The organism is Luteimonas composti, assembly GCF_042678665.1.
GTDB classification, from domain to species: domain Bacteria; phylum Pseudomonadota; class Gammaproteobacteria; order Xanthomonadales; family Xanthomonadaceae; genus Luteimonas; species Luteimonas composti.
Genome location: NZ_JBHTKU010000002.1, coordinates 549,525 through 575,006, shown reverse-complemented (window position 1 = coordinate 575,006; position 25,482 = coordinate 549,525). Strand labels below are relative to the sequence as shown.

Annotated in this window: 23 protein-coding genes; 11 read left to right on the top strand and 12 right to left on the bottom strand. The window is 70.0% G+C overall.

Annotated features, from left to right (window positions below):
- The first annotated feature begins 11 nt into the window (after window positions 1–11).
- The 4 genes from ACFQ2D_RS07265 to ACFQ2D_RS07250 all read left to right on the top strand — a co-directional run bounded on the left by ACFQ2D_RS07265 (window position 12) and on the right by ACFQ2D_RS07250 (window position 4,253).
- The gene (locus ACFQ2D_RS07265; protein WP_280943168.1) at window positions 12–1,832 is read left to right on the top strand and encodes a CIA30 family protein; all 1,821 of its coding nucleotides are present in this window, start codon (window positions 12–14) and stop codon (window positions 1,830–1,832) included.
- 81 nt (window positions 1,833–1,913) lie between these two features.
- Window positions 1,914–3,086 (top strand): sensor histidine kinase, encoded by a 1,173-nt coding sequence (locus tag ACFQ2D_RS07260; RefSeq protein ID WP_280943167.1) that lies wholly within the window; start codon window positions 1,914–1,916, stop codon window positions 3,084–3,086.
- Between the two features lie 60 nt (window positions 3,087–3,146).
- Window positions 3,147–3,749 (top strand): response regulator transcription factor, encoded by a 603-nt coding sequence (locus tag ACFQ2D_RS07255; RefSeq protein ID WP_280943166.1) that lies wholly within the window; start codon window positions 3,147–3,149, stop codon window positions 3,747–3,749.
- 75 nt (window positions 3,750–3,824) lie between these two features.
- Entirely contained in the window at window positions 3,825–4,253 is a 429-nt protein-coding gene (locus ACFQ2D_RS07250) for a hypothetical protein (RefSeq protein ID WP_280943165.1), read from the top strand.
- A 123-nt stretch (window positions 4,254–4,376) separates the two neighbouring features.
- Here ACFQ2D_RS07250 and ACFQ2D_RS07245 read toward each other — a convergent pair whose 3' ends face one another.
- The 8 genes from ACFQ2D_RS07245 to ACFQ2D_RS07210 form a co-directional block, all read right to left on the bottom strand.
- Window positions 4,377–5,753 carry a leucyl aminopeptidase family protein gene (locus ACFQ2D_RS07245; RefSeq protein ID WP_280943164.1) on the bottom strand — a complete coding sequence of 459 codons (1,377 nt, stop codon included), beginning with the start codon at window positions 5,751–5,753 and terminating at the stop codon, window positions 4,377–4,379.
- 38 nt (window positions 5,754–5,791) lie between these two features.
- A complete protein-coding gene (locus ACFQ2D_RS07240; protein ID WP_280943163.1) occupies window positions 5,792–6,463 on the bottom strand; it encodes a DUF1294 domain-containing protein in 672 nt (223 codons plus the stop codon).
- Window positions 6,460–7,170: an HAD family hydrolase gene (locus tag ACFQ2D_RS07235; RefSeq protein ID WP_280943162.1), complete on the bottom strand. Its 711-nt coding sequence runs from the start codon at window positions 7,168–7,170 to the stop codon at window positions 6,460–6,462. Before ACFQ2D_RS07235 ends, ACFQ2D_RS07240 begins: the two co-directional genes overlap by 4 nt.
- A 73-nt stretch (window positions 7,171–7,243) precedes the next feature.
- Window positions 7,244–8,341 (bottom strand): AI-2E family transporter, encoded by a 1,098-nt coding sequence (locus tag ACFQ2D_RS07230; protein WP_280943161.1) that lies wholly within the window; start codon window positions 8,339–8,341, stop codon window positions 7,244–7,246.
- A 229-nt stretch (window positions 8,342–8,570) separates the two neighbouring features.
- A complete protein-coding gene (locus ACFQ2D_RS07225; protein ID WP_280943160.1) occupies window positions 8,571–9,095 on the bottom strand; it encodes a protein sip-5 in 525 nt (174 codons plus the stop codon).
- Window positions 9,095–9,589, bottom strand: a complete 495-nt coding sequence (locus ACFQ2D_RS07220; RefSeq protein WP_280943159.1) for a phage holin family protein — start codon at window positions 9,587–9,589, stop codon at window positions 9,095–9,097. The genes ACFQ2D_RS07225 and ACFQ2D_RS07220 overlap by 1 nt, the downstream gene beginning before the upstream one ends.
- 12 nt (window positions 9,590–9,601) lie before the next feature.
- A complete protein-coding gene (locus ACFQ2D_RS07215) occupies window positions 9,602–9,961 on the bottom strand; it encodes a hypothetical protein (RefSeq protein WP_280943158.1) in 360 nt (119 codons plus the stop codon).
- A gap of 60 nt (window positions 9,962–10,021) precedes the next feature.
- On the bottom strand, window positions 10,022–11,449 hold the full coding sequence (locus tag ACFQ2D_RS07210; RefSeq protein WP_280943157.1) for a Do family serine endopeptidase: 1,428 nt from the start codon (window positions 11,447–11,449) through the stop codon (window positions 10,022–10,024).
- Window positions 11,450–11,968: 519 nt separating this feature from the next.
- Here ACFQ2D_RS07210 and ACFQ2D_RS07205 point away from each other — a divergent pair.
- The 5 genes from ACFQ2D_RS07205 (at window position 11,969) to ACFQ2D_RS07185 (ending at window position 18,417) form a co-directional block, all read left to right on the top strand.
- Window positions 11,969–14,119: an adenosylcobalamin-dependent ribonucleoside-diphosphate reductase gene (locus ACFQ2D_RS07205; RefSeq protein WP_280943156.1), complete on the top strand. Its 2,151-nt coding sequence runs from the start codon at window positions 11,969–11,971 to the stop codon at window positions 14,117–14,119.
- Window positions 14,120–14,327: 208 nt separating this feature from the next.
- Complete coding sequence (locus tag ACFQ2D_RS07200; RefSeq protein WP_280943155.1) at window positions 14,328–14,837, top strand: hypothetical protein; 510 nt, start codon at window positions 14,328–14,330, stop codon at window positions 14,835–14,837.
- 103 nt (window positions 14,838–14,940) lie between these two features.
- Window positions 14,941–15,768 carry a TSCPD domain-containing protein gene (locus ACFQ2D_RS07195; protein WP_280943154.1) on the top strand — a complete coding sequence of 276 codons (828 nt, stop codon included), beginning with the start codon at window positions 14,941–14,943 and terminating at the stop codon, window positions 15,766–15,768.
- Between the two features lie 201 nt (window positions 15,769–15,969).
- Window positions 15,970–17,040 (top strand): GTP pyrophosphokinase, encoded by a 1,071-nt coding sequence (locus ACFQ2D_RS07190; RefSeq protein ID WP_280943153.1) that lies wholly within the window; start codon window positions 15,970–15,972, stop codon window positions 17,038–17,040.
- A 543-nt stretch (window positions 17,041–17,583) separates the two neighbouring features.
- The gene (locus ACFQ2D_RS07185; protein WP_280943152.1) at window positions 17,584–18,417 is read left to right on the top strand and encodes a DMT family transporter; all 834 of its coding nucleotides are present in this window, start codon (window positions 17,584–17,586) and stop codon (window positions 18,415–18,417) included.
- A 129-nt stretch (window positions 18,418–18,546) separates the two neighbouring features.
- On the opposite strand, the gene ACFQ2D_RS07180 is transcribed toward ACFQ2D_RS07185, so the two are convergent.
- The 3 genes from ACFQ2D_RS07180 to ACFQ2D_RS07170 all read right to left on the bottom strand — a co-directional run bounded on the left by ACFQ2D_RS07180 (window position 18,547) and on the right by ACFQ2D_RS07170 (window position 22,634).
- Entirely contained in the window at window positions 18,547–18,975 is a 429-nt protein-coding gene (locus tag ACFQ2D_RS07180; protein WP_280943151.1) for a Dabb family protein, read from the bottom strand.
- Between the two features lie 160 nt (window positions 18,976–19,135).
- Window positions 19,136–21,703, bottom strand: coding sequence for a bifunctional diguanylate cyclase/phosphodiesterase (locus ACFQ2D_RS07175; RefSeq protein ID WP_386795573.1), 2,568 nt, complete (start codon window positions 21,701–21,703; stop codon window positions 19,136–19,138).
- 385 nt (window positions 21,704–22,088) lie between these two features.
- Entirely contained in the window at window positions 22,089–22,634 is a 546-nt protein-coding gene (locus ACFQ2D_RS07170) for a lipocalin family protein (protein ID WP_280943149.1), read from the bottom strand.
- Between the two features lie 499 nt (window positions 22,635–23,133).
- Between ACFQ2D_RS07170 and ACFQ2D_RS07165 the strand changes: the two genes are divergently transcribed.
- Both ACFQ2D_RS07165 and ACFQ2D_RS07160 read left to right on the top strand, forming a co-directional pair.
- Entirely contained in the window at window positions 23,134–23,478 is a 345-nt protein-coding gene (locus ACFQ2D_RS07165; protein WP_280943148.1) for a low molecular weight protein tyrosine phosphatase family protein, read from the top strand.
- 57 nt (window positions 23,479–23,535) lie between these two features.
- Window positions 23,536–24,030 (top strand): GFA family protein, encoded by a 495-nt coding sequence (locus ACFQ2D_RS07160; RefSeq protein WP_280943147.1) that lies wholly within the window; start codon window positions 23,536–23,538, stop codon window positions 24,028–24,030.
- Window positions 24,031–24,154: 124 nt separating this feature from the next.
- Here the strand turns inward: ACFQ2D_RS07160 and ACFQ2D_RS07155 are convergent, their stop codons facing one another.
- Window positions 24,155–25,453: a solute carrier family 23 protein gene (locus ACFQ2D_RS07155; protein ID WP_280943146.1), complete on the bottom strand. Its 1,299-nt coding sequence runs from the start codon at window positions 25,451–25,453 to the stop codon at window positions 24,155–24,157.
- Window positions 25,454–25,482 lie beyond the last annotated feature (29 nt).

Below are 25,482 nucleotides of genomic sequence, written 5' to 3'. Positions count from 1 at the left end.
AAGGAGTTCCCATGAAATGGACCGCACCGGCCTGCCTGGCCGCGCTCGTCGCCACCGCCGGCCTGGCCGTGGCGCTGCAGCCGCATCCCGGCGATGCGGCGACTGCGGCGCCCGCCAGCGATGGCGTCCTGATTCACGGCGCGCGCGTGTTCGACGGCGAGCGCGACCTCGGCATCGCCGACGTGCTGGTACAGGACGGCCGCATCGCCGCGGTGGGCGCCGGGGTCGCGGCGCCGGCAGGGGTCGCCCGCATCGATGGCCGCGGCCACACCCTGCTGCCGGGCCTGGTCGACGCCCATGTCCACGCCTGGGGCGACGCCCAGCGCGACATGGCGCGGTTCGGCGTCACCAGCGCGCTGGACATGCACGGCGATGCCGCGCGACTGCCCGCGCTGCGCAGCGCACGCGAATCGGTCGCCGACAGCGGCCAGGCCGACCTGTGGGCCGCCGGCTTCGCGATCACCGCGCCCGGCGGCCACGGCACCCAGTACGGCTTTTCCGTGCCGACCGTGGACGCCGGCACCGACATCGATGCCTTCATCGCCGCGCGCGTCGCCGAGGGCGACGACTTCATCAAGCTCATCGTCGAGGACCTCAGCGCCTACGGCACGGCGCAGCGGCTGCCGACGCTGTCCGGACAGCAGGTTGCCGCGGTGGTCGCGGCGGCCCATGCGCGCGAGCGCCTCGCGGTTGCGCATGTCGCCACCCTGGCCGACGCACGGATGGTGGTGGATGCCGGGGCCGACGGCCTGGTGCACGTATTCACCGACACGGTCGCCGATGACGGCCTGGTCGAGGCCCTGCGCGCGCGCGATGCCTTCGTCACGCCGACCCTGTCCGTGGTCGCCTCGATGGCCGGCAGCGGCGAGGGCAAGGCGCTGGCGCAGGATCCGCGCCTGCAGCCATTGCTGACGGTCGAGCAGACGGGCACGCTGGAACGCGACTTCGGCCCCCCGCACCCCGCGCGGCTGGAGCAGGCGATCGAGAGCGTGCGCCGCATGCACGCCGCCGGCGTCGAGATCCTCGCCGGCAGCGATGCGCCCAACCCCGGCACCGCCCACGGCGCGAGCCTGCACCACGAACTCGAGTTGCTGGTCCGCGCCGGGCTCACGCCGGCGCAGGCGCTGGCCGCCGCCACCTCGCGCCCGGCGCAGCGCTTCGGCCTGGCCGAGCGCGGCCGCATCGCCCCCGGCATGCGCGCCGACCTGGTGCTGGTGGCGGGCAATCCGCTCGACGACATCCGCGCCACCCGCGCGATCGAGGCGGTCTGGAAGAACGGCCACCGCGTGGCGCGCGCGATCGAAGCAGCCGGGCCCGCACCGGCGCCGGCCCCCGAGGCCACCGTGGTCAGCGACTTCGACGGCGGGCGCATCGACGCGACCTTCGGCAACTGGCAGGCGACCACCGACCGCATGGCCGGTGGCGGGTCGGACGTGGAACACGCCCTCGTCGCCAGCGGGGCCGGCGGCTCGCCCGGTGCGCTGCGCGTGGCCGGCGAGGTGCGGCCGGGATTCGCCTTTCCCTGGGCGGGCGTGATGTTCTTCCCGGCCGCGCAGCCGATGCAGGCGGTGGACCTGTCCGGCCGCGGCGAGCTGGTGTTCCGGGTGCGCGGCGACGGGCGCAGCTACAACGCGATGCTGTTCTCCGGCGCATCGGCACAGGGCATGCCCAGCGTGCAGACCTTCGTCGCCGGTGCCGGTTGGCAGGAAGTGCGCCTGCCGCTGTCGGGATTCGCCGGGGGCGACCTCGCCCGCGTGCGCGGCATCGCCTTCACCGCCGGCCAGCCGCACGGCCGCTTCGAGTTCATCCTCGACCAGGTCGAACTGCGCTGATGTCGACACGGCGCGGCGCCCGCGTCCCCGTGCCATGATCGGCACGGGGGCGCTCCACGGAGTCCGGCAGGAGATCGCAGGGTGGCACTGAAACAGGCTTTGCACTGGATCCGGCCGGCACCGGGGTCGATCGCCGCGCAGGAACAGCGCGCGGGACGCTCGCCGTGGTTGCCGATGATCCACCTGGTGTGGTCGGTGTGGGTGTTCATCACCCCTGCCTTCGCAGGCGGCGTGTTCGGCTACTCCGCGCGCTACGCGCTGATCACCGCCCTCTCCTACCCGGTGTTCCTGGCGCTGTACACCGGCAGCGTGTTCTCCGCCCCGCGCCGGGCCTATGCCTGCGCGCTGGGCATGGTCGTGCTGTGCATGGTGCTGCTGCGCTGGTATCCCTCGGGCCTGAGCTACTTCGTGTTCGGCTGCGTGATGCTGCAGCCGCGGCGCGGCCGCGCCCTGCTCGGCTATCTCGGCGTCCTGGTGGTGCTCAACGCCCTGCTGCTCGGCTACGCGCTGTCCATCGGCTATCCCTGGCAGGCACTGGTGTGGATGCCCACCGTGACCGCGATCGTCGGGGTGCTGGTCACGGTCGACCGCCTCAACCAGGAGCGCGACGCGGCGCTGCGCCTGTCGCACGACGAGGTCCGCCGGCTGGCGTCGCTGGCCGAGCGCGAGCGCATCGGCCGCGACCTGCACGACCTGCTCGGCCACACCCTGTCGATGGTGGCGCTCAAATCCGACCTGGCCGGCCGCCTGGTCGAGCGCGACCCGGCCGCCGCGCGCCACGAGATCGACGAGGTCAGCCGCGTCGCGCGCGAGGCGCTGTCGCAGGTGCGCCGCGCGGTGAGCGGCATCCGTGCCGCAGGCATCGCCGCCGAACTGGCCTCGGCGCGCCTGCTGCTGGAGACCGACGGCATCGCCTTCGAGTACCGCTTCGAGGACGGCTTCAGCAGCGGCGTCCTGCCCGCCGGCGTGGAAAGCGCGCTGGCGATGACCGTGCGCGAGGCCGCCACCAACATCCAGCGTCACGCGCAGGCGCGCCGCGCCGAAGCCAGCTTCGGCATGGAGGACGGCGAGGCCGTGCTGCGCATCGCCGACGACGGCCGCGGCGGCGCGATCGTGCCGGGCAACGGGCTGTGCGGCATGCGCGAGCGCATCGAAGGCCTGCGCGGCCGGCTGCGCATCGCCGCCGGCGCAGGCGGCGGCACCACCCTCGAGGCGCGCGTGCCGCTGGCCGCGAACGACGACGCGCCTGCCTAGCGCGCGGGGCAGGCGTGCGACCTGCTACCGTTCCGCCATGCCCACGCGTTCCGCTGTCCCGTGATCCGCATCCTGCTCGCCGAGGACCAGGCCATGCTGCGCGGCGCGCTCGCCGCCCTGCTCGGCATGGAGCCGGACATCGAAGTGGTGGGCGGCGTCGGCGACGGCGAATCCGCCTGGCGCGAGCTGCAGCGGCTCGCGCCCGACATCCTGGTCACCGACATCGAGATGCCCGGCCTCACCGGCCTGGAGCTGGCGCAGCGCATCCAGCGCCAGGAGCTGCCCGTGCGGGTGGTGATCGTCACCACCTTCGCCCGCGGCGGCTTCCTGCGCCGTGCGCTCGACGCCGGCGTGTCGGGCTACCTGCTCAAGGACGCGCCGGCCGAGCAGCTGGCCGACGCGCTGCGCCAGGTCCATCGCGGCGGCCGCGCGATCGATCCGCAGCTGGCGCTCGAGGCCTGGAGCGAAGCCGATCCGCTCAGCGAACGCGAGCGCAAGGTGTTGCGGCTGGCGGGCGAAGGGATGAGCGCGACCGAGATCGCCGCCCAGCTCGGCCTTTCCCACGGCACGGTGCGCAACTACCTGTCCGAGGCGATCGGCAAGCTCGGCGTGGGCAACCGCATCGAGGCCTATCGCCTGGCGCGCGAGAAGGGCTGGCTGTAGCGCCCGGCTGCAGGGCACATGGCAGGCCCCGCGGCGCGGACCAGACTCCGCCCACCACCATCCGGAATCGCCGCCATGTCGCGTTCGGTCCCCCTCTCGTTCTGGATCGTTGCGGTGCTGGGCCTGCTGTGGAACCTCTATGGGGTGGCCATGTTCTGGCTCAACCTGACGATCACGCCCGAAGCGATCTCTGCCCTGCCCGAGGCCGAACGCGAGATCACCCGGGCGATGCCACGCTGGATCATGCTGCCGTTCGGAGTCGCGACCCTCGGCGGCGTCGCCGGCATGCTGGCGATGCTGCTGCGTCGCCGCGTCGCGGTGCCCCTGCTGCTGGTGTCGCTGCTGGCGCTGGTGGTGCAGTTCGTGGCGGTCTACCTCACCACCCCGGTCTGGGCGCTGACCGGCGCGTCCGGCGCCGTCCTGCCCCTGGTGCTGTGGGGGGTGGTGGCACTGGCCCTGTGGCTCTACGCACGGCGCGCCTCGGCGCGCGGCTGGCTGCGCTGATCGGCCGCCTTCGAAGGGACGGCACGGCTCGCGGCAGCGGCGCGCGGCCGTGTCTTGCCCGCTGGCGTACGACGATGCTACGGGCGCCCCGGCCGGCGGTGCCGCCGCCCTGGCGCGCGGCGATCAGCCGGCGTAGCGCGCGCGCAGCATCTCGAACGCCGCGCGCAGGCCCAGCGCCTCGCCGCCGGCGGGGCGGCCCGGGCGCGCGCTGTCGTTCCAGGCGTAGACGTCCAGATGCGCCCAGGGCGTGCCCTCGGGGACGAAGCGCTCCAGGTACAGCGCGGCGGTAACCGCGCCGGCCATGCGCGAGCCGGCGTTGGCCATGTCGGCGATGTGGCTGGTCAGGTAGCGCAGGTAGGGGCGCCACAGCGGCATGCGCCACACCGGATCGCGCATGCGCTCGCCCGCCGACAGCCAGTCGCCGGCCAGCGCGTCGTCGTTGGCGAACAGCGCCGGCAGGTCGGGGCCCAGCGCGATGCGGGCGGCACCGGTGAGCGTGGCGAAGTCGAGGATCAACGCCGGCGAGAGTTCACCGGCCAGCGCCAGCGCGTCGCACAGCACGATGCGGCCTTCGGCGTCGGTGTTGTCGATCTCCACGCTCACGCCCTTGCGCGTGGCGATCACTTCGCCGGGGCGGTAGGCGTTGGGGCCGATCGCGTTCTCCACCGCCGGCACCAGCAGGGTCAGGCGCAGCTTCAGCCCGCTGGCCATCAGCAGGCCCGCCAGCGCGATCGCGTGCGCGGCGCCGCCCATGTCCTTCTTCATGTTGCGCATGCCGTCGGCGGGCTTGATGTCGAGGCCGCCGGTGTCGAAGCACACGCCCTTGCCGACCACGACCAGGTGCGGATGCGCATCGTCGCCGTGGTCCAGGCGCAGCAGGCGCGGCGCGCGGTGCGAGGCGCGGCCCACTGCATGGATCGCGGGGAAGTTCTTCGCCAGCAGCTCGTCGCCGACGATGCTCTCGAAGCGCGCGCCATGCGCCTGCGCCAGCGCGCGCACCTCGGCTTCGAGCTGTTCCGGGCCCATGTCCTCGGTCGGCGTGTTGACCAGGTCGCGCACGCGCACGCAGGCCTCGAGCACGTGGCCCTGCAGCGGATCGAGCGCCGCCAGCGCCAGCCGCGCCGGTGCGCGCCCGCCGGACTTGTAGCGGGCGAAGCGGTAGGCGCCCAGGCCCCAGCCGAGCTGCAGCGTGGCGAGATGTTCGGCGGACAGGTCGCCGGCCGGCGCCCAGGCGCCTTCGGGCAGGGCCGTGGGAGCGTGCGCATAGGAATAGGCATCGAGCGGATCGCCGATGCCGATCGCCGCGCCGGCCACGCCGCCCTCGCCCGGCAGCAGCGCGTGCGTCCCGGCGCCGGCCTTGAACTGCTGCGCCTGCAGCCAGGCCCGCGTGGCCTCGGGCTGCGAGGCCAGCCAGGCCTCGTAGCCCGCGGCAGTGAGCACATGCAGCGGACGGGCGCCGCTGGCGTCCTCGGCGTACGCGGTGGGCAGGGAAGCGGTCATGGGAAACTCCGGAGCATGCGGGGAAGTCGGGCGCGGCGTCAGGCCAGCGCCTGCAGGAAGGCGTCGAGGCTGCCGTCGTGCAGCAGCCAGGCGAATGCGGCGATGTTGAGCGCCACCGTGCCCCAGAACACCGCCTGGAACGATGGCTTGCTCGACTTGTGGCGCAGCACCTGCTGCGCCAGCAGGCCGCCGGGCCAGCCGCCGGCCAGGTCGAGCAGGTGCAATATCCGCTCGGGCGTGCGCCAGCGGCCGCGCTCGGCCGACACCTTGTCGTGGCGGTAGGACAGGAAGCTCAGCAGGCTCGCCACCGCGAACCACAGCACCACCGCCCCGCCCCACTCGCCCATCAGCCAGCCGCCGGCGAGCAGGGCCGTGGCCGCCGCCAGCGCGCCGCGGCGCAGTGCGTTGCCGAGCCGCGCGGTCGCCTGCCGGCGGCGCGCGTCCGCGCGCGCGTCCCCGCGCGCCTCGGCCTGGCGGCGCATGGCGGTGGCGTTGACGAAGGACACGCGCACCGCATTGAGCCGGCCCTTGTCGTCGCGCTCGGTGGCATAGCGCACCAGGTCGCCGTCGGCCGGGCGGCGTCCGGCGCGCTCGATCGCGCGCACGTGCACGAAGGCGCGCGCCGCGTCGCCGGCCTGCGATTCGAGCGGGCGCACGAAGCCGTAGCCGCGCGCGTCGTTCCACTGCTCGATGCGGCCGAGCAGGCTCACGCCGCCGCCTGCGCGTCCAGCCAGTCGGCCAGCCCGGTCATGCTGTCGAACACCAGGTCGGGCTGGACATCCTCGTAGGGCCAGAGGCCATCGGGGTGGTCGTCGCGGCGGATCCAGCAGCTGCGCAGGCCGGCGCGCGCCGCGCCCGCCACGTCGGCGTCCACGTGGTCGCCCACGTGCAGCACCTCGCCGGGCGCGTGCCCGGCGCGCTCGCAGGCGGCCAGGAACAGGCTCGCCTCCGGCTTGGCGGCGCCGTGCTCGCGCGGGTGCAGCTGGAACGCGAAGTGCCGGGCGATGCCGATCCGGGCGAGGTCGGCATTGCCGTTGCTCAGCGCCACGACCGGCACGCGGGCGGCGATCCGCGCCAGCGCCTCGAGCGCGTCCGGATAGAACTCCACCCGGTTGCGTTCGTCGTAGAAGGCCTCGTAGGCGGCGCCGGCCAGGGCGATGTCGCCGCCGCTGTCGCGCAGGGCGATTTCCAGCGTCAGCCGGCGCAGTTCTGCGATGTTGTGCCACAGCTGCGGATTCTCGCGCCACACCCGTTCGCGCAGCGCGCGCATCTCCAGCAGCGGGAACCGGGCCGCCGTGACGGGGCTGTGCTTGCGCATCCACTCGTCGAGCACCCGCTCGATGCGGGCGCCGACCGGCGCGAACGGCCACAGCGTGTCGTCGAGGTCGAGGGTGATGGCGCGGACCGGAAAACTCACCCGCATATTGTAGGCGCGCCGGCCGCCGCGCGCCCGCAACAGGGCGTCCCGCGGGCCGGGGCCGGGACGGCGGCTATTCCAGCAGCCGCGACCAGCCTTCCATGCCCTCGATCCGGGCCAGCACCAGCTTCACGCAGACCAGCAGGGGAACGGCCAGCAGCAGCCCGACGATCCCCCACAGCCAGCCGAACAGCATCAGCGCCAGGATCAGCACCAGCGGCGAGAGCGCCATGCTTCTGCCCAGCACGATCGGGGTCACCACCTGGCCCTCGATGGTGTGCAGCACCAGGTACACCGCGGCCGGCATCAGCGCCATCCAGGCATCGTCGAAGGTCACGAAGCCGACCAGCAGCATCGCCAGCATCCCGATCAGCGGCCCGACGTAGGGGGCGAAATTGAGCAGCGCGACCATCGTGCCCCACAGCAGCGCTTCGGACAGGCGGATGTCCATCAGCACCAGGGCCACCGCGAACAGCAGCCCGACCACGGTGTTGATCAGGCTGATGGTGAGCACGTAGCGCGAGACCTCGCGTTCGATCGACTGCAGGATCTCGACCGTGAACTTCTTCTGCTGGCGCCCGGGCAGCAGCGCGATCGCGTTGCGCTGCAGGTTTACCCCGTAAACCATGAAGAAGAACGTCAGCAGCACCACCGCCAGCAGCGAGGCGAGCAGGCGCGGCGTTTCAGTGAGCATGCGGTAGGGATCGGGCGCGGTCTGCACCACCTGCGGCCGTCGACCGCTGTCGCCGCCCGCGGCGCGGGCGAAGGTTTCGGCGGCCTTGTTGGCTTCCAGCACCGGCTTGGTGAATTCGCGCAGCTTGGGCGCGAGGGCACGCAGCGCGCGTGGCGCCTCGCTCGCCCAGGCGATCGCCGAGGGCGCCATCTGGTAGGCCAGCGTGCCGGCGAAGGCCATGCCCCCCAGCAGCACGAGCAGCGCGGCCAGGAAGCGGGGCACCCACAGCCGGTGCAGCAGGCGGATCACCGGGTTGCCGACCAGGGCGAAGAACATCGCCAGCAGGATCGGCAGGATCACGTCCTGCGCCGCCCACAGCGTGTAGCCGACCGCCAGCGTCGCCAGCACCAGCAGCGCATTGGAGCCGCGCGGCCGGGGCGGCGATCCGTTCGATGCCTCGTCGGCGACAGACAGGGTCGGCGTGGCGTCCTGGGGCATGGCGGCCTGGCGTGCGGAGGTGCGTGATGATCCTGTGCCGGCCCGCACGGCAGCGTGATGGTGCGCCGGACGCGGCGGCTCGCTACGACCCGCGAATGTACGAACGGCGTGTCGCCGACCCGGTGCGGCGAGGTCGCCGGCAGCTGCGCTGCCCACGCACGACACGCCAGGCGCACGCCCGCCCGCGCTCGGAACCGGGGCTGTCGCGCAGGCGCCCTGCGCCGCCCGGCTAGCGTTCGGAAAGCTCCGTCGCCGCCTCGGCGGGACGCGGCTCGGTGTCCCAGCCCGTGTCCACGCGGCGGCGCGCATCGGAAGGCAGCGGCCGTGCCGGCGCGACCGGCGCCACCGCTTCGGCAGCGGGCGCGGCAGGGGCGGCGGCCGTGTCGGCCACGCCGGTCGCGGTCGCCGCGACTTCGGCGGTCTCCGCAGCGGTTTCCGCCACTGCGCCGGCCTCGCCGGCCGCGGCCTCGGCATGCGTCGCCGCCTCCTTCGCGCGGAACGACGCGGTCATGCTCCACAGGCTGGTGGCGATCTGCACCCAGCGCGACGCCGGCAGGCCGGTCACCCGGCGCACCGGGCGCGCCCAGCCGATCACGAAGCCGCCCAGCAATCCGCCCAGCACGATCCGCGTCGGCGTCCAGCCCTCGCGCCAGCGGCCGCGCAGGCCCTGCCACGAGGCGCTCGCCTGTGCATGGCGCTGCTCCAGCGCCAGCTCGCGTTCCCGCACCCGTTGCACCAGGTCGTGGAAGCCCATCAGTCCGCTCCCTGCACGGCAGGCGCCGGTGCTGGCGGTGGCGGTGGCGCCGCCGCCTCCCGCTCGCGCCGATGGCGCAGGCGCGAGAGCTGGCGGCGGGTGGCGCGCATGTCCATGTGTTCGAGGTAGCCCGACATCCGCCAGGCGCAGAAGCCGGCCACGGCCAGGTAGGCCAGCGCCACCAGCAGCAGCGCCCAGACCCAGTCCATCCCGAGTGCGTTGAGCCCCGCCACCAGCACCACGGTCAGCAGCAGCCAGGCCGAACTGGCCAGCAGCGCGGCGACCGCGCCCCAGGCCAGGCTGCGCACGAGGGCGCCGCGGGCCAGGGCGAAGTCGGCCGCCGCCAGTTCGCGCAGGGCCGACACCGTGCTGCGCGCACCGTGCAGCGTCTCGCGGCGGGCGGCATTGAGTTCGCGCAGGGTCTCGTCGATCCCCGGCGCCTTGCCGCCCTCGCCGCCGGGCTCGGGGCCCGGCCCGGGGGTCGCGTCCGCCACCACGTCGCAGGCTTAGTCGTTGCTGCGGGCGAGTTTGGCGATGATCCAGCCGGCCGCGAAGGCCACGCCGAACGACGCGATCGGGCGCTCGCGGATCAGGTCGGCGGCGCTGTCGATCAGGTCCTTGCCCTTGTCCATCAGCGCATCGACCTGCTCGCGGGCGACGCTGCCGCCCTGTTCCAGCGCGGCAATGCCGGCCAGCGCCGAATCGGCCAGGTCGGCCTTGACCGCGGAACCGCCTGCACGCAGTTCCTCGGCGGCGGCGGTGGCGGCGCTGCGCACCGAACCGCCGGCGTCGGTGGCGGCGGTCTTGAGATGGGCGCCGGCCTGGCCCAGGTTGTCCTTCATGGCGTCGGTCGAGGTGGGAGTCATCGGTGTCTCCTGGTATGGGTGGCGATGGCGCCATCGGGGGAAGGTCCGGCGCGTGGCCGGTCACTCCATGATCAGGTTCCCGACGCGTCCACCGCGTGAAATCCTGAGCACGAGCTGCTGCGGGCGCTCGGCCAATGTATCGCGGAAACCCGCCAGGTCCCGGAACTCGCCGCTGTTGGCGGCAAAAATGTAGTCGCCCTCGCGCAGGCCGTTGCGCCAGGCGCGGCTCCTTTCGTCCACCTTGTCGACCAGCACGCCACGCGCGTTCGGGTTCTGGCGGCGCAGCGCCTCGGGCAGGTCGGACAGCGTGGCGCCGGTGAGGCGGTCGTCGAAGCTGGCGCCGTCGCGCGGCATCGCCCGCAGGCGCGCGGTGATGGTGCGCGGCTCGCCGTCGCGCAGGATCTCCAGCGTCATCGGCGCGTCCAGCGGCTGCAGGCCCTGCAGGTTGCGCAGCGCCACCGGGTCGTCCATGCGCTGGCCGTTGGCCGAGACGATGACATCGCCGGTGCGCAGGCCCGCGGCGGCCGCGGACGAGCCGCCGTGCAGGCGCGTGACCACCACGCCGCGCGCCTCCGCCAGGCCCAGTCCCGCGGCCAGGCGCGCGTCCACCGCCTGGGTGTCGATGCCCAGGGTGCCGCGCTGCACGGTGCCGGTGCTGGCCAGCTGCTGCATCACGTTGCGCGCCAGGTCGACCGGGATCGCGAAGCCCAGGCCGATGTTGCCGGCCGCGCTGCCGCGCGGGTTGAAGCTGGCGGTGTTGATCCCCACCAGCTCCCCGCGCAGGTTGACCAGGGCGCCGCCGGAGTTGCCCGGGTTGATCGAGGCGTCGGTCTGGATGAAGTTCTGGTAGCCCGCGCCCGGCACGTTGCTGCGGCCCACCGCCGAGACGATCCCCGAGGTGACCGTCTGGCCCACGCCGAAGGGATTGCCCACCGCGACCACGAAATCGCCGACCGCCAGCTGGCCGCCGGCCGCCAGCGGAATCTCGGTCAGGCCCTCGGCGGGGATGCGCATCAGCGCCACGTCGGTATCGGGATCCGAGCCGATGAACTCGGCCTTGAGCGTGCGCCCGTCCGACAGCGTCACCGACACCTCGTCGGCGTTCTCGATCACGTGGTGGTTGGTCAGCACGTAGCCGTTGCGCGCATCGACCACCACGCCGGAACCGAGCGAACGCGCGATCTGCTCCTGGGTCAGCTCGGGGAACATGCGCCGGAAGAACGGATCCGCGCCGAACGGGCTCACCTGCCGGCGCTGCGCCGCGTGCACGCTCACCACCGAGGGCGTGACCCGCTTGAGCATCGGCGCCAGCGAGGGCATCGGCTGGCCGTCGACGGCGACCGGCAGCGCCGACACCACCGGCGCGGGGGCCGCGGCCTGGGGCGCGGCATGGGCGGGGGCCTGCACGGCCTCGCGGATGGCGGTGGCGGCGAATCCGCCGAACGCGGCGGCGGCGGCAAGCACGAGCAGGGTGGGAGCTGGGCGCATGGTCGGATCGCAGGCTGTCGGTGGACGGGGGCAAGATGGGCGCGCGTCCCGATCCGGGCAAGGCCCGGACCGGCGCAACCGGCACGCCGCACTGCACCAAGAACAGCCGTCGAGTGTCGTCCGCAGCGGCTCCATCGAAGCTGAACGCAGCCGTTTTCCGCGGCCCGCGGGCGTCTTGTCGCCGATGCCCTCGATTGCCCCCGAAACCTTGTTGACTTCGCCGGAGGCCGCGCGTAGCGTGGCCCGGCCCTCCACAACATATTGGGGTCCGGCCCGCAAGGCTGGCCCAAGGCGTGGGGTTTTCGGCAGAATGGCGGAACGGCCATCCGCTTTCACCAAGGGGGACTCGCGGATGCCTGCGACAGGCCCGCAAGGGCGCCAGAAACGAAAGATCCAGGGGGCGGGCGCGGCCGCAGACGCGCGTTCCGCTCCTTCCGTGTCGGTGTCGTCAGGCGCCGGCAGCGACCATAACAACGGTCCGGGCACGTACCCGGGCCAGCACCAGGAGACAGCACACGCATGAGCACGGTTCGTCTGGAAGCAGTCAAGACGCACGGTGAACGGGAGATCCCGATGCAGCCCGCCTCGCAGGACATCTGGGACAAGAAGTACCGGCTCAAGACCAAGCACGGCGTCCCGGTGGACGCCGACATCGACGCCACCTGCCAGCGCGTGGCGCGTGCGCTCTCGGACGCCGAGACCACGCCCGAGAAGCAGAAGTACTGGTACGACCGTTTCCTCTGGGCGCTGCGCCGCGGGGCGATCCCCGCCGGCCGCATCACCTCCAACGCCGGCGCGCAGGAGCACAAGCCCGCCACCAGCACGATCAACTGCACCGTCTCGGGCACGATCACCGACTCGATGGACGGCATCCTGGAGAAGGTCCACGAGGCCGGGCTGACGCTCAAGGCCGGCTGCGGCATCGGCTACGAGTTCAGCACCCTGCGCCCGCGCGGGGCCTTCGTCGCCGGCGCCGGCGCGCACACCTCCGGCCCGATGTCCTTCATGGATATCTACGACAAGATGTGCTTCACCGTCTCGTCGGCCGGCGGCCGCCGCGGCGCGCAGATGGGCACCTTCGACGTCAGCCACCCGGACGTGCGCGACTTCATCCGCGCCAAGCGCGAGGACGGGCGCCTGCGCCAGTTCAACCTGTCGCTGCTGATCACCGACGGCTTCATGCAGGCGGTGGAAAGCGACGCCGACTGGCCGCTGGTCTTCCCGGTGAGCGAGAAGGAGGCCGAGGACTTCGACCTGGCCGACGCCTCCAAGGTGGTCTGGCGCGACTGGCCGCACACCGACGGCTACATCGCCCGCGACGACGGCATGGTCGCCTGCAGGATCTACGGCCACATCAAGGCCCGGCACCTGTGGGACATGATCATGGTCTCGACGTACGACTACGCCGAGCCGGGGTTCATCCTGATCGACAAGGTCAACGAGATGAACAACAACTGGTGGTGCGAGACCATCCGCGCCACCAACCCCTGCGGCGAGCAGCCGCTGCCGCCCTACGGCGCCTGCCTGCTGGGTTCGGTCAACCTGACCAAGTTCGTGCGCGACCCGTTCACCGACAAGGCCTCCTTCGACTGGGAGGAGTACAAGGAAGTGGTGCGTGTGTTCACCCGCATGCTCGACAACGTGGTCGAGGTGAACGGCCTGCCGCTGCCGCAGCAGCAGGCCGAGATCCTGCGCAAGCGCCGCCACGGCATGGGCTTCCTGGGCCTGGGCAGCACCATGACCATGCTGCGCATGAAGTACGGCTCGGACGAGTCCTGCGAGTTCACCGGCCGCGTGGCGCGCGAGATGGCCGTGGCCGGCTGGGAAACCGGCCTGTCGCTGGCCCAGGAGAAGGGTCCGGCGCCGATCATGGGCGAGGAGTTCGAGGTCACCGCCGAGATGCTGCGCAAGCGCCCGGAAATGGCGAAGGACGGCTGGAAGCTGGGCCAGAAGATCACGGGCAAGGTGCTGCACGCGCGCTACAGCCGCTACATGCAGAAGATCGCCGAGGTGGCGCCGGAACTGGTCGACCAGCTGGCCGAGACCGGCGCGCGCTTCACCCACCACAGCTCGATCGCGCCCACCGGCACCATCTCGCTGTCGCTGGCCAACAACGCCTCCAACGGCATCGAGCCGAGCTTCGCACACCACTACAGCCGCAACGTGATCCGCGAAGGCAAGAAGTCCAAGGAGAAGGTGGACGTCTGGTCGTACGAGCTGCTGGCCTACCGCGAGCTGGTCAACCCCAAGGCCATGCCCTTCGCCGAGGACGCGGACGCGAAGCTGCCCGACTACTTCATCGCCGCCGACGACATCAGCCCCAAGGAACACGTGGACGTGCAGGCCGCCGCCCAGGTGTGGGTGGACTCGTCGATCTCCAAGACCGCGAACGTCCCGACGGACTATCCGTACGAGGACTTCAAGGACATCTACCGCTACGCCTACCAGAAGGGGCTGAAGGGCTGCACCACCTTCCGCTTCAACCCCGCCGCCTTCCAGGGCGTGCTGGTGAAGGAAGCCGACCTGGAGAACACCACCTACCGCTTCGAGCTCGAGGACGGCAGCGTGGTGGAGGTCAAGGGCAACGAGCAGATTGAATACGACGGCGAGACCCACACCGCCGCCAACCTGTTCGACGCCCTCAAGGAGGGTTATTACGGAAAGTTCTGAACTGCCGCCGTGGGAAGGCTCACGGCAAGTTCTGATCCGCCCCGCCCTCCCCGCCCGCGGGGCGCCTTCTCCCTCCCCCGCTTGCGGGGGAGGGTCGGGGTGGGGGCCACAGGTCGCCTGAGTCCCACCCCCGCTCCACCTTCGCACCACCTTCCCCGGGCCCTGCCCACCCCCGATTACCGAAGCAGCACCTGACGAGGACCAACCCATGAGCAAGCGCCAACGGGTCAACGGGACCCTGAGCAGTGCCGCCGGCGCCCTCGCCGACACGGCGAAGGACATCGGCAAGACCGTGGTCGAGCGCACCGGCAAGGTGGTGAAGACGGCGAAGCAGACGGCGGCCAGGGCCGAACAGGCCGTCAGCAAGGCCAAGGCCGCGGTGAGCAAGGGCATCGCCGCGACCAAGCAGTCGCTGGCCGAGACCAGCGCCAGGAACCGCAGCGCCGCGGAGGCCGCCAGGAAGCGTGCGGCCACCCGCAAGACCGCGGGCACCAAGGCCGTGGCGAAGAAGAGCCCGGCCACCAAGGCGCCCGCGACCAAGGCACTGGCCGCCCCCGCCAAGGCACCGGCGAAGCAGGCGACCCGCGGCACGGCCGCCGCCAAGGCCCCGGCGAAGAAGTCCGCCAATGCCCGCCCGGTGGCCAAGGCCGTGAAGAAGGCCGCCGCCAAGAAGGTGGCCGCGAAGAAGACCGCACCGCGCAAGACCGCCGGCAGCTAAGGCCGGCTCCGGCCGCCGCGCCCCGTGGTGCGGCGGCATTCCCGGGCCGCCGCATGGCGCCCGCCCCTCATTCCCCCGGCAACACGCAGCACCAGGAACCACAATGGCCGTCAAGATCCAGAAGAAAATCACCGGTTACGCCGTCGTCAGCCCCGAGGACAAGGACAAGGCCATCGCCGGCGCCTCCGTCGCGCGCGAGAAGGTCGAGGCCGAAACGCCCAAGAGCGCCGACGTGATCCAGATGCACGAGCGCATCGAGCGCCCCGAGGTGCTGATCGGCAGCACCTACAAGATCAAGTCGCCGCTGGTGGAGCACGCCATGTACGTGACCATCAACGACATCGTGCTCAACGCCGGCACCGAGCACGAGCACCGCCGCCCGTTCGAGATCTTCATCAACTCCAAGTCGATGGAGCACTTCCAGTGGATCGTCGCGCTCACCCGCATCATGAGCGCCGTGTTCCGCAAGGGCGGCGACGTGACCTTCCTGGTGGAAGAGATGAAGGCCGTGTTCGACCCCAAGGGCGGCTACTTCAAGGCCGGCGGGGTGTACATGCCCAGCCTGGTGGCCGAACTGGGCAGTATCGTCGAGGACCACCTCAAGTCGATCGGCATGCTGCACGACCCGGAGATGAGCGCCGCGCAGAAGGCGCTGATCGCGGAGAAGCGCAAGCAGTACGAAGAGCGCTCAAAAAAAAACAGTGACGTAAGCGACGGCCCTGCTCCTTCCCCCGCCAAGGCGGGGGAAGGCCGGGATGGGGGCGGCTCCGCCGCGACGTCCTCCCACCACGAAGAAGACATCGAAGTCACCGGCGACGGCACCAGCTTCCCGCCCAGCGCCACGATGTGCCACAAGTGCAGCACCAAGGCGCTGGTGATCATGGATGGGTGCGCGACTTGTTTGAATTGTGGGTATAGCAAGTGCGGGTGAGCGGCTGCGACATCGTTGAGTGAGAAAGAAGGGCTCGTGCTTACAGCGACCTAGCTTTCCCTGGGATCTCGGACCAACCAAGCGCCCCATGAGAATTGCAACTGGTCACGATCGCATCAGGCCAGTAACCAGCCGCGCGCACCGAACCGAACCAACACCATCTCTATTAGAAGCTCAGGCCCAAGGAAGAACATGGCGCGAATGAAGAAGGGCGTTCGGAAGGCGGTAGATTGGTACGAGCAGAACAAGCCCACCTACGACGATCTGGTCGCAAACACTAGAGAGCTACTTCGGTCGCTTCTCTCTGCGAACTCCATCTCCTTCGTGGACGTGCAGGGCAGGTCAAAATCGGTGAAAAGCTTCACCGACAAGATCAACAAAAAGCCCTATCAGGACCCATCAGTCGACGTTACAGACCTAGCAGGTCTGAGAGTGATTGTCCTTATCGAGTCTGACATTTCGAGAGCGAAGGATGTCATAAGCGACGCATTTCGAGTGCACGACAACGACTCAATCGACAAGTCCGAAGCACTGGGTGCTGACCGCGTTGGCTATCGATCCCTCCATCTGATCTGCGACCTTGGCGATGCACGCCTCAACCTCCCAGAGTTCAAACGCTTTGCAAACTGCAAGTTTGAAATACAAATTCGAACTGCGCTGCAGCACGCCTGGGCAGAGATTGAACACGATCGCGGCTACAAGCTACGTGGCACACTTCCTTCGCATTTGAAGCGCAAGTTCTCGCTGCTGGCAGGTCTACTTGAGCTTGCGGACACACAGTTTGACGAGCTATCACAAGCGGTCCAGCAGTACGCGGCAGAAGTCGCGAAGAAGGCGGGAAGCGGAGATCTCTCGATTGAACTAAATTCCTCCAGCGTCCGCGAACTTCTTTCTATCCGACTAGGCGCTGATCTTCAGGACCCAGCGGACCCTTCAATTTGGACGAAGCTTATCGAAGAACTGCAGAACTTCGGCATCGAAAATCTTCGAGAATTAGATGCGCTGATGACTCCCGAAGTCAGAGCCATGATGCTTAACTCCAATCCCGAGGGAGCCCTGCCGGGCGTCGTTCGAGACGTGATGCTCTTTAACGACCTCGACCAATACTTTGACAAAGCATGGAATGGAAACTGGGGTGCGCTGGACAGAGACTCTTACGACGCTCTCTGCGCGCATTACGGAGACGAGAAGGTGGATAACATTCTTGATGCACACGAGATCGAGAGAGAGTGGGAGTGGGAGCCGGATCACCTAGAAGTGGGCGATTTATGATCTAGCCAAGGATTAAGGTATCCCCACGTTTTTAATCTGGCGAGACCATTTGGCTAAGCATCGCCAAAGGGAAAAGGGGTCAGGTTCATTTTTAGGCCTGGACATGATTCCAGTGAGGACGGGGTCAGGGGGTTAAAAGGGTCAGGGTCATTTTTTTTTGACAGCAGCCAATGAACCAACCCTCTTCTGCGCGATTCGGTTGCCAGGAGCGCCGTTCTGACAACAAGGACGTGGATGCGTTCGGCCTCCTGGCTTCGTCATTCGGTGCGGGCGTCTGGAGCAGCGGAATAACGGGGGCAGGTTCATCTCCTGCATCGGTGCCCGACCGCTGACTGCTCGCAGTTGGCATGGGGCTATCCGGGGCTCGGTGTTCCGCTATCAGATTTCCCGAAATTCTGCGCCACCCCAAAGTGCATTTCTCGAGAAGGGCCAGCCCATGCAGGACCACGGTGACGGCTTGTTCTTCCGACTCTGTTCCATCAGCCTGCCCAGCCACTATTGTTCTTTGGGGGCCGGAACGAGGTGACGGGGGAATCCACAGGCATGCGCGTCAAGGTCGCATTGCTCACCTGCGTGGCGATGCTGGCGTTCGCCGGCAATTCGCTGCTGGCGCGGATGGCGATGGGGACGACGTCGATCGATGCGGCGTCGTTCACGGCGATCCGGATCGCGTCTGGCGCGCTGACGCTGCTGGCGATCCTGGGGTTCCGGCGGGAGCGACCCGGTCGGTTGCGGGACGGATGGCTGCCGGCGGCGATGCTGTTCACGTATGCGGCGGCGTATTCGTTCGCCTATCGCCACATGGATACCGGCGCAGGCGCGCTGGTGCTGTTCGCCGCGGTGCAGCTGCTGATGATCTCCTGGGGCATCGCCCGGGGCGAGCGCACGAGCTGGATCGGCCTGCTGGTGGCGTGCGCGGGACTGGTCGTGTTCCTGGCGCCCGGCGCCTCGGCGCCGCCGCTGGGCGCCGCGGCGCTGATGGCGCTGGCCGGATTCGCCTGGGGCGCATTCTCGCTTTCGGGGCGTCCGGGTGGGAACCCACTAGCGGGCACGGCGCTGAGCTTCCTGCTGGCCGTTCCCCTCACCGTGGTCCTGATGCTGTTACGGCACCGCAGCCTGCACCTGGACCCGACCGGCGTGGTGTACGCGCTGGTGTCGGGCGTGCTGACCTCGGGCATCGGCTACGTCATCTGGTACTGGGTGCGCGTGCGCCTGTCCGCGATCAGCGCCAGCTCGGTGCAGCTGTCGGTCCCGGTGATCAGCGCAGTCATGGGCGTGCTGGCCCTGGGCGAGCAGATCAGCGCCAGGTCGGCCGTCTCGGCGCTGTTCGTGCTGGGAGGGATCGGTGCGGTCCTGCTGACGGCCAGGCGAAGATAAGGCGCTCCTCTTCGCGGCGCCCTTCCGGCCGGTGGATGGACGCAGGTGGACTCACCTGCCGCCCAACCACCGGGAGCCATTCGCACCGCTGGCCGCACGGGACGGAACCGGGCCTTCAGGGCAGAAGGATCAGGGCGCAACACCCATGACGTCATACACCACCACGCGCTCCCACAGGTGTTCGCAGTCGGCAACGAACTGCTTGTGGATGGGATGGACCTGGTACGCGTCCTGCCCGGCCACGTCGTCGAAGAACAGGAGCTCCGAGACGCTGTAGCTGCCGTCGACCACGCCGCGCTGCTCGGTGTCCGCCGGCACGCCGATATGGATGCCGCGCACGGTGTCGATGCCCGCCAGGGTTCGCAGTCCTGCGAGGAGCTTCGCGCGATCCTCCGGGGAATCCGGATTCTTCAGCCAGAAGAACACGTGGTGCACGACCGGCGGGAACGATGCCTTGCTGGCGGGCGTCGGCGCGGCCGCGCGGGCGCCGGTGGCGGTCGCGCCGACCGCCAGGGCGGTGGCGGCGACGAGGAGATCCCGACGGCTGCGATCGGTCATGCTCGGTCCTTCGTTGATGGCTTGCCCGCGAGTATAGGGAGGTATCGCCGATTTCCCGGTACAGCGGGAAGTGGGGCAAATGGTTTCAGAACCATCCAAACCGGACCGGGCAAGCGTTCGATCCATTCTTCCGCCGGTTTCGCCACCCGGGCCCGACAGGCTAACGCTGGAACACCACCCGCTCAGGCCGATGCAGCAGGAAGCCCTGGGCGTAGTCGACGCCGAGTTCGCGCAGCACCGACAGCACGCTCTCCTCCTCCACCCACTCGGCCAGCACGAGCAACTTGCGCTCGTGGCCGATCCGGGTCACCGCATCGACGATGATGCGGCTCACCGGCTCGCGCCCCAGGTCGCGCACGAAGCTGCCGTCGATCTTGATGTTGTCCACCGGCAGGTTCTTCAGGTAACCGAACGAGGACATGCCGGCACCGAAGTCATCCAGCGCGATCCGGCACCCGGCCGCGCGCAGGCGCTCCATCACCTGCGCGACACGCCGCAGGTCGCGGACCGCCACGGTTTCGGTGATTTCGAAACACAGCCGCTGCGGCTGCACGCCGAAGGCGGCCACCGCATCGAGGATGAAATCCGCCAGGCCATCGTCCTCGACGCTGGCGCCGGAGAGGTTGATCGAACAGCTGCGCAGTTCGGAACCGCAGGGATGCAGCCGCGAGAAGTTCGCCAGCGCGGTGTGGATGACCCAACGGTCCACGGCGGGCATCAGGCCGTAGCGCTCGGCAGCGCCGATGAAGGCACCAGGCAGGATCACGCCGCCGGCGGGGTCGCGCATGCGCAGCAGCAGCTCCACGTGCACGCCCTCGCCTGGCGCCGGGTCCAGCGCCACCAGCTCCTGGTAGTCGAGCAGCAGATGGCCCTGCTCGAGTGCCCCGCGCAGCCGGTTGGCCCACTCCATCTCGCCGATGCGATGGGTGCTGGCGGCGTCTTCGCGATACGTGCAGACGCGGTTGCGTCCGCTTTCCTTGGCCTGGTAGCAGGCGCTGTCGGCCCAGGCCAGCAGGTCCTTGAGCGTGCTGCCCTTGCGCTCGACCATGACCAGGCCGATGCTGGCGCTGAGGGTATAGGTGCGTTCGCGCCAGCGGAAAATGTGCCGTTCGATGCTGCGGCGGATCCGCTCGGCCAGTGCCTCGGCCTGGGCCAGGTCCACGCCCGGGGCCAGCACCCCGAACTCGTCGCCACCCAGCCTGGCAAGCAGGCTGCCGGGACCGAGTTCGGCGCGCATGGCCCGCGCCAGCTGCACCAGCAGCTGGTCGCCGGCGGCGTGCCCGGACAGGTCGTTGACCAGCTTGAACTGGTCCAGGTCGAAGTAGAGCAGCGCGAACGGCATGGCCGCGGCCGCGTCGTCGCGTCCGGCCAGCGCTTCGCGCAGCAGCCGTTCGAACTCGCGGCGATTGAGCACGCCGGTCAGCTCGTCGTGGGTAGCCTGGTAATGCAGGCGCTCGGTCATCGCGCGCTGCGCGCTGGTGTCGGTGGCGATCATCAGCAGGTGCGGCACGCCCTCGACCTCGACTTGCGCCAGCGAGGCGTTGGTCCAGAACGGTTCACCGCGCGCCGGGGCCAGCATCGCCTCCTGGCTGCGCCAGCCGCTGTCGCCCGTCGCAGCGGCGATCGCATCCTCGCAGAAGCGGCTGTCGGCGAACAGCGCGCGCAGGGGCGAGTCGACCACGTCGCCCAGCAGCTCGCGGGCGGCCTGGTTGGCGTAGGTGATCCGGCTGCCATCGCCATTGGCCAGCAGCACCAGCGCCGGCAGCAGCTCGTTGAGGGTGCGGAAGCGCGCTTCGCTTTCGCCGAAACGCTCGCTCATCCGCCGCCCCAGCTCCACCGCACGGCGCCGGGTGGTCATCTGCGACCACAGCAGCAGCGCCAGCAGCACGCTGATCGCGGTGCCGGCGACGAGTATCGCGCGCAGCTGTCCCCATTCGGTGGTGTCCCGGCGCGGCCACAGGCGCATTTCCCAGCGGCGGCCGCCGAAATCCACCTGGCGCACCTGCGCTGGGAGGGTCGGCGCCGCCTCCGCCGAGGCGAAGACCAGCTCCTGGCCCGCGGCCGCATCCAGGTCGCGGATGTGCACGTGCATGTATTCCAGCACCCGGCCCTGCAGGGCCCTGGTGATCATCGGCTCCAGCCGAAGGCTGACCGCCAGCGCGCCGATCTCGCGGGCGCGGCGGTCGGCGACCGTCAGCGGCACCGTGCCGCGGGAATAGACCGGCAGGCGCACCGTGATCCCCCGCGCGCCCTCCGCGCCCTGGAACTGCATCAGCTGGAACGGTGCCGAGGCGGTCGGCAGGTCGCGGTCGCGCGCCAGCTGCAGCGCCCGCAGGTTCTCCGGCTGCCGGCTGATATCGAAGCCGAGCAGGACCTCGTTTCCTTCCAGCGGCGCCACGAACTGGTAGCGATACGTGCCCGCCCCGGATGGGTCCGGGCTGGCCTCGCGCTGCGCGAACGCGGTGAGCACGTACCCCTGCGACAACTGGTGCGGGCGCAGGTTCTGCTGGTAGTGGGCGAACTCCTGCTGGTCCATGCCCTCGCTTGCGAGGAACACGGTCTGCATCGAGCGCAGCACCATGGCCGCTCCGTCCAGCGGCTGGCGCATGCGGGCCTGCGCCGCATTGGCCAGGGCCTGCTGCAGCAGCCCCGATTGCCGCTGCTGCTGGATCCACTGGTGGCGCGCGGTCGCGGCGGTGGCCAGCAGGCCCAGCAGCAGCAACGCCAATGCCCACAGGGGAGAACTGGCCTGCCACCCGTGTGCGCCCAGCCGGTCCGCGTCCGCCCCGCCGTGCGCCTGTCCTGCTTCCCGTGCTGGCATGAGTCCGGCTCCCACGACGACAACGGCGACGATGCTGTCCCCCGCCCGCCGCCCAGTGAAAGCGCCCGCATGGGAGACCCGGCATCCCGGTCGCCGCAGCCGGCCGACCGTGGCCATGAATACATCCATCGGCCGGCGAAGGGAAATCTTGACCCCCGATCCTGCGGAACTGCCGATCAGGGCCCCGCCGCGAGTCCCGCGGCGGCCTCACCGGGTGTCGCTGCGGACCGGGGGCGCCGCCCCCCGCTCCCGCGGCCGCGAATGCCGCACGACCCGGCGCCGCCGGCTCCCTTCAGCGCTGCTCCGTCCGGATCAGCCTGGCAGTCTCGAATCCCATGCCCTTGGCCTTGTCGATCAGCGCGTCCAGCTCCGCCTCGGGGAACGCCTGTTCGCGGGTGAGGAACCACAGGTACTTCCGGTCCGGCGAGCCGACGATGGCCCAGCGGTACCCGGGGTCCAGGTCGAGGATCCAGTAGTCGCCCCAGACCGCCGGCAGGAACGACAGGAACGCGGGCGCGAACCGCACTTCCAGCTTCGAGGTGCTCTCGCCCACGCGGCGCGCGATGGCGGTCGCTTCGATGCGCTTGCCGTCCTTGTCGTCGCACTGGTTCACCACGTCGATGCGCCCGTCCTCGCGCAGGGCGTAGCGGGCCGTGGTGTTCGCCACGCAGTTGCGCTGGAAAAACAGCGGCAGGTGGGCCTGCTCGTACCAGGTGCCGACATAACGCTCCAGGTCCACCGAGGCGACGGCTTCGAGTTCCGGGGACTGGGCCTGGACGGAGAACGTGGCCGACAAGAGCAGCGCGGCGGCGGCTGCAGTGGAGCGGGCATGGCGCATGGAGGTATCCGGGATCGAAGGGTCCGGGTAGATCTCACAGCGGCCGTGTGGGGACCATGAAGGCCGGGCCCTCGCGGCTGCAAGCCACCGAGGCGGGAAACCCTGCCACCGCCTCGCCGGCCTGCCGATTGGAACCGCCTCGCCATTCCACCGCACCGCTGGCCGCAGCAGCAGCCCGGACACCACCGGGCTCATGGTGGAGAGCTCGCTGGACCGTCGCCGCAGGCGGCAGCGCAGGTCCAATCGGGCCCCGGGCGCCGGCGCCCTGCTGCGCGCTGATGATGAGGTTCGGCCTCGGCGTCGCCATGCATGACCGCGGCAAGGCCACATCCCGTCCGACGTCCCAGCGCGCGGGGCTGGTCGGGATGACGACCTTCGGCGTCATGGGTGCGCCGGCACTCCTGAGCCTGGGGGTTTGGCTGCGCTCCGGCCGCAAGCAAAGCGTGAGACCGGCCCACCCCTGTACGACAATGGGGCCGATGCCAACACGGATGGTCCCTTGAGCTGCCACGTCCTGTTCGTCTGTGGCAAGAACCGTTTGCGGAGCCCGACCGCGGAGCAGGTGTTCGCGGACTGGCCGGGCGTGGAGACGGCCTCCGCCGGTACCGGTCACGATGCGGACTGCCCGGTGTCTGCCGAGCTGCTCGACTGGGCGGACGTCGTGCTGGTCATGGAGGCGGCGCACCGAACGAAGATCGCCGCCCGGTTCCTGCCGCAGCTGCGTGGCAAGCGACTCGCGGTGCTTGGCATTCCGGATGTGTACGACTACATGGCGCCCGGGCTGGTGCAGCGTCTGCTGGAACGGGTGCCGCGCTACTTGCCAGCACGCGACAACGGCGACTAGGCTGGAGCGGGGAAGCGGGCCGCACCCGTGTGAACTCGCAAGCAAGGGAGTTGAGCGATGCAACGGACCTGCGCCACCTGCGCCTGCGGCAAGGTGACCGTCGAACTCGATGGCGCGCACATCTATTGCGCGGCGTGCCACTGCGACGACTGCCAGGCGGCAGCGCGCGCGCTCGATGCGCTGCCTGCCCCGGTATCGACGACAGATGCTTTCGGCGGGACCCACTACGTCCTGCATCGCAAGGACCGTTATGACGTCACAACAGGCAGTGGGCTGCTGAAGCCGTTTCGCCTGCGCCAGGACTCGCCAACCCGGCGCATGGTGGCGTCCTGCTGCAACAGCCCCATGTTCCTGGCCTTCGACAACGCGCAGCACTGGATCTCGGTCTATCGCGCCCGCATCGCGTCGGCGCCCGCGCTCCGGTCGCGTATCGCCATGCGGTTCGCAACCTGCACTCCCGGGCCGGACGACGTGCCTGCCTACAAGTCCTTCCCGATCGCGCTGGTCGGGAAGCTGCTGTTGAGCCGGGCAACGATGCTGCTCGGCCGATAGCGGCAGGGGGCCATGAGGCAGCCGGGTGCCGGGTTCCTCTGGTTCTACAGCACCAGGCTGGCGGTTCTGCCCTGCTGTCGCGGCGTCCCCGACGTGGCCTTGCCCGCGGGAGGAACTTGAGCCGCTAGTCGCGCCGCGACCCGCGATCCAGCAACGCATACAGTGCGATCGCACCAAAGGTCGCCGTGCCGATGCCGCCCAGGGCGAATTCGCCGAACTTCAGGGTGAACTCGCCGGTGCCCAGGATCAGGGTGATGCCCGCGACGATCAGGTTCTTCGTGTCGGCGAAGTCGACCCGGTTGTCGACCCAGATCTTCGCGCCGGCAATGGCGATCAGGCCGAAGACCACGATCGACACGCCGCCCATCACCGGCAGCGGGATCGCCTGGATCAGCGCGCCGAACTTCGGCGAGAAGCCCAGCAGGATCGCGATCGCCGCCGCGCACACAAATACCGCAGTGGAGTAGATGCGGGTGGCCGCCATCACGCCGATGTTTTCGGCATAGGTGGTCACCCCGGTGCCGCCGGCGGCGCCGGACACCATCGTGGCCACGCCATCGCCGATGAAGGCGCGGCCCATGTACCGGTCCAGGTTGCGGCCGGTCATCGCCGTCACCGCCTTGATGTGGCCCAGGTTCTCGGCCACCAGGATGATCACCACCGGCACGATCAGCAGCATCGCGCGGCCGTCGAACACCGGCGTGCGCAGCGACGGCAGGCCGAACCAGGGCGCGGCCAGCACCGCGCCCATGTCGATCGGCTTGCCGAGGCCCAGTCCATTGGTCAGCGCGGCATAGACCAGGCTGGCCACGACCAGGCCCACCAGGATCAGCAGTCGCTGCACCATGCCGCGGGTGAACACCGCCACCAGCGCCACGGACAGGAAGGTCACGACCTGCATCCAGGCGTCGAAGTTGTTCGCGGCCATGTTCCTGATGGGAATGGACGCGAGGTTGAGCCCGATCACGGCCACCACCGCGCCGGTCACCACCGGCGGCATCAGTCGCTCGATCCAGCCGGTGCCGGCCAGGTGCACCAGCACGCCAACCAGCGTGTAGACCAGCCCGCAGGCGATGATCCCGCCGAGGGCCAGGCCGATGTTGGCGTTGACGCCCTGGCTGGCGACGTAGCCGGTGGCCACGTTGACCACGCCGATGAAGGCGAACGACGAGCCCAGGTAGCTCGGCACCCTGCCGCCGGTGACGAGGAAGAAGATCAGCGTCCCGATACCGCTCATCAGGACCGCGAGGTTGGGGTCGAAGCCCATCAGGATCGGCGCCAGCACGGTCGAGCCGAACATCGCGATCACGTGCTGCACGCCCATCAGCCCGGTCTGGGCCCAGGGCAGCCGCTCGTCCGGGCCCACGACGCCGCCGCCGTCCAGCACCGCCGCCGGCTTTTCCGTCCACGCAAACATGCCCATGCCGCTTTCCTGTCGATTGTCCGGGCGAT

Bases quoted from the DNA above. Each gene is read 5' to 3' on its own strand.
- ACFQ2D_RS07205 (WP_280943156.1), top strand. From the start codon at position 11,969: ATGAGCACGGTTCGTCTGGAAGCAGTCAAGACGCACGGTGAACGGGAG.
- ACFQ2D_RS07155 (WP_280943146.1), bottom strand. From the start codon at position 25,453: ATGGGCATGTTTGCGTGGACGGAAAAGCCGGCGGCGGTGCTGGACGGC.
- ACFQ2D_RS07250 (WP_280943165.1), top strand. From the start codon at position 3,825: ATGTCGCGTTCGGTCCCCCTCTCGTTCTGGATCGTTGCGGTGCTGGGC.
- ACFQ2D_RS07200 (WP_280943155.1), top strand. From the start codon at position 14,328: ATGAGCAAGCGCCAACGGGTCAACGGGACCCTGAGCAGTGCCGCCGGC.
- ACFQ2D_RS07210 (WP_280943157.1), bottom strand. From the start codon at position 11,449: ATGCGCCCAGCTCCCACCCTGCTCGTGCTTGCCGCCGCCGCCGCGTTC.
- ACFQ2D_RS07245 (WP_280943164.1), bottom strand. From the start codon at position 5,753: ATGACCGCTTCCCTGCCCACCGCGTACGCCGAGGACGCCAGCGGCGCC.
- ACFQ2D_RS07170 (WP_280943149.1), bottom strand. From the start codon at position 22,634: ATGCGCCATGCCCGCTCCACTGCAGCCGCCGCCGCGCTGCTCTTGTCG.
- ACFQ2D_RS07185 (WP_280943152.1), top strand. From the start codon at position 17,584: ATGCGCGTCAAGGTCGCATTGCTCACCTGCGTGGCGATGCTGGCGTTC.
- ACFQ2D_RS07215 (WP_280943158.1), bottom strand. From the start codon at position 9,961: ATGACTCCCACCTCGACCGACGCCATGAAGGACAACCTGGGCCAGGCC.
- ACFQ2D_RS07180 (WP_280943151.1), bottom strand. From the start codon at position 18,975: ATGACCGATCGCAGCCGTCGGGATCTCCTCGTCGCCGCCACCGCCCTG.
- ACFQ2D_RS07230 (WP_280943161.1), bottom strand. From the start codon at position 8,341: ATGCCCCAGGACGCCACGCCGACCCTGTCTGTCGCCGACGAGGCATCG.
- ACFQ2D_RS07190 (WP_280943153.1), top strand. From the start codon at position 15,970: ATGAAGAAGGGCGTTCGGAAGGCGGTAGATTGGTACGAGCAGAACAAG.
- ACFQ2D_RS07225 (WP_280943160.1), bottom strand. From the start codon at position 9,095: ATGGGCTTCCACGACCTGGTGCAACGGGTGCGGGAACGCGAGCTGGCG.
- ACFQ2D_RS07195 (WP_280943154.1), top strand. From the start codon at position 14,941: ATGGCCGTCAAGATCCAGAAGAAAATCACCGGTTACGCCGTCGTCAGC.
- ACFQ2D_RS07160 (WP_280943147.1), top strand. From the start codon at position 23,536: ATGCAACGGACCTGCGCCACCTGCGCCTGCGGCAAGGTGACCGTCGAA.
- ACFQ2D_RS07265 (WP_280943168.1), top strand. From the start codon at position 12: ATGAAATGGACCGCACCGGCCTGCCTGGCCGCGCTCGTCGCCACCGCC.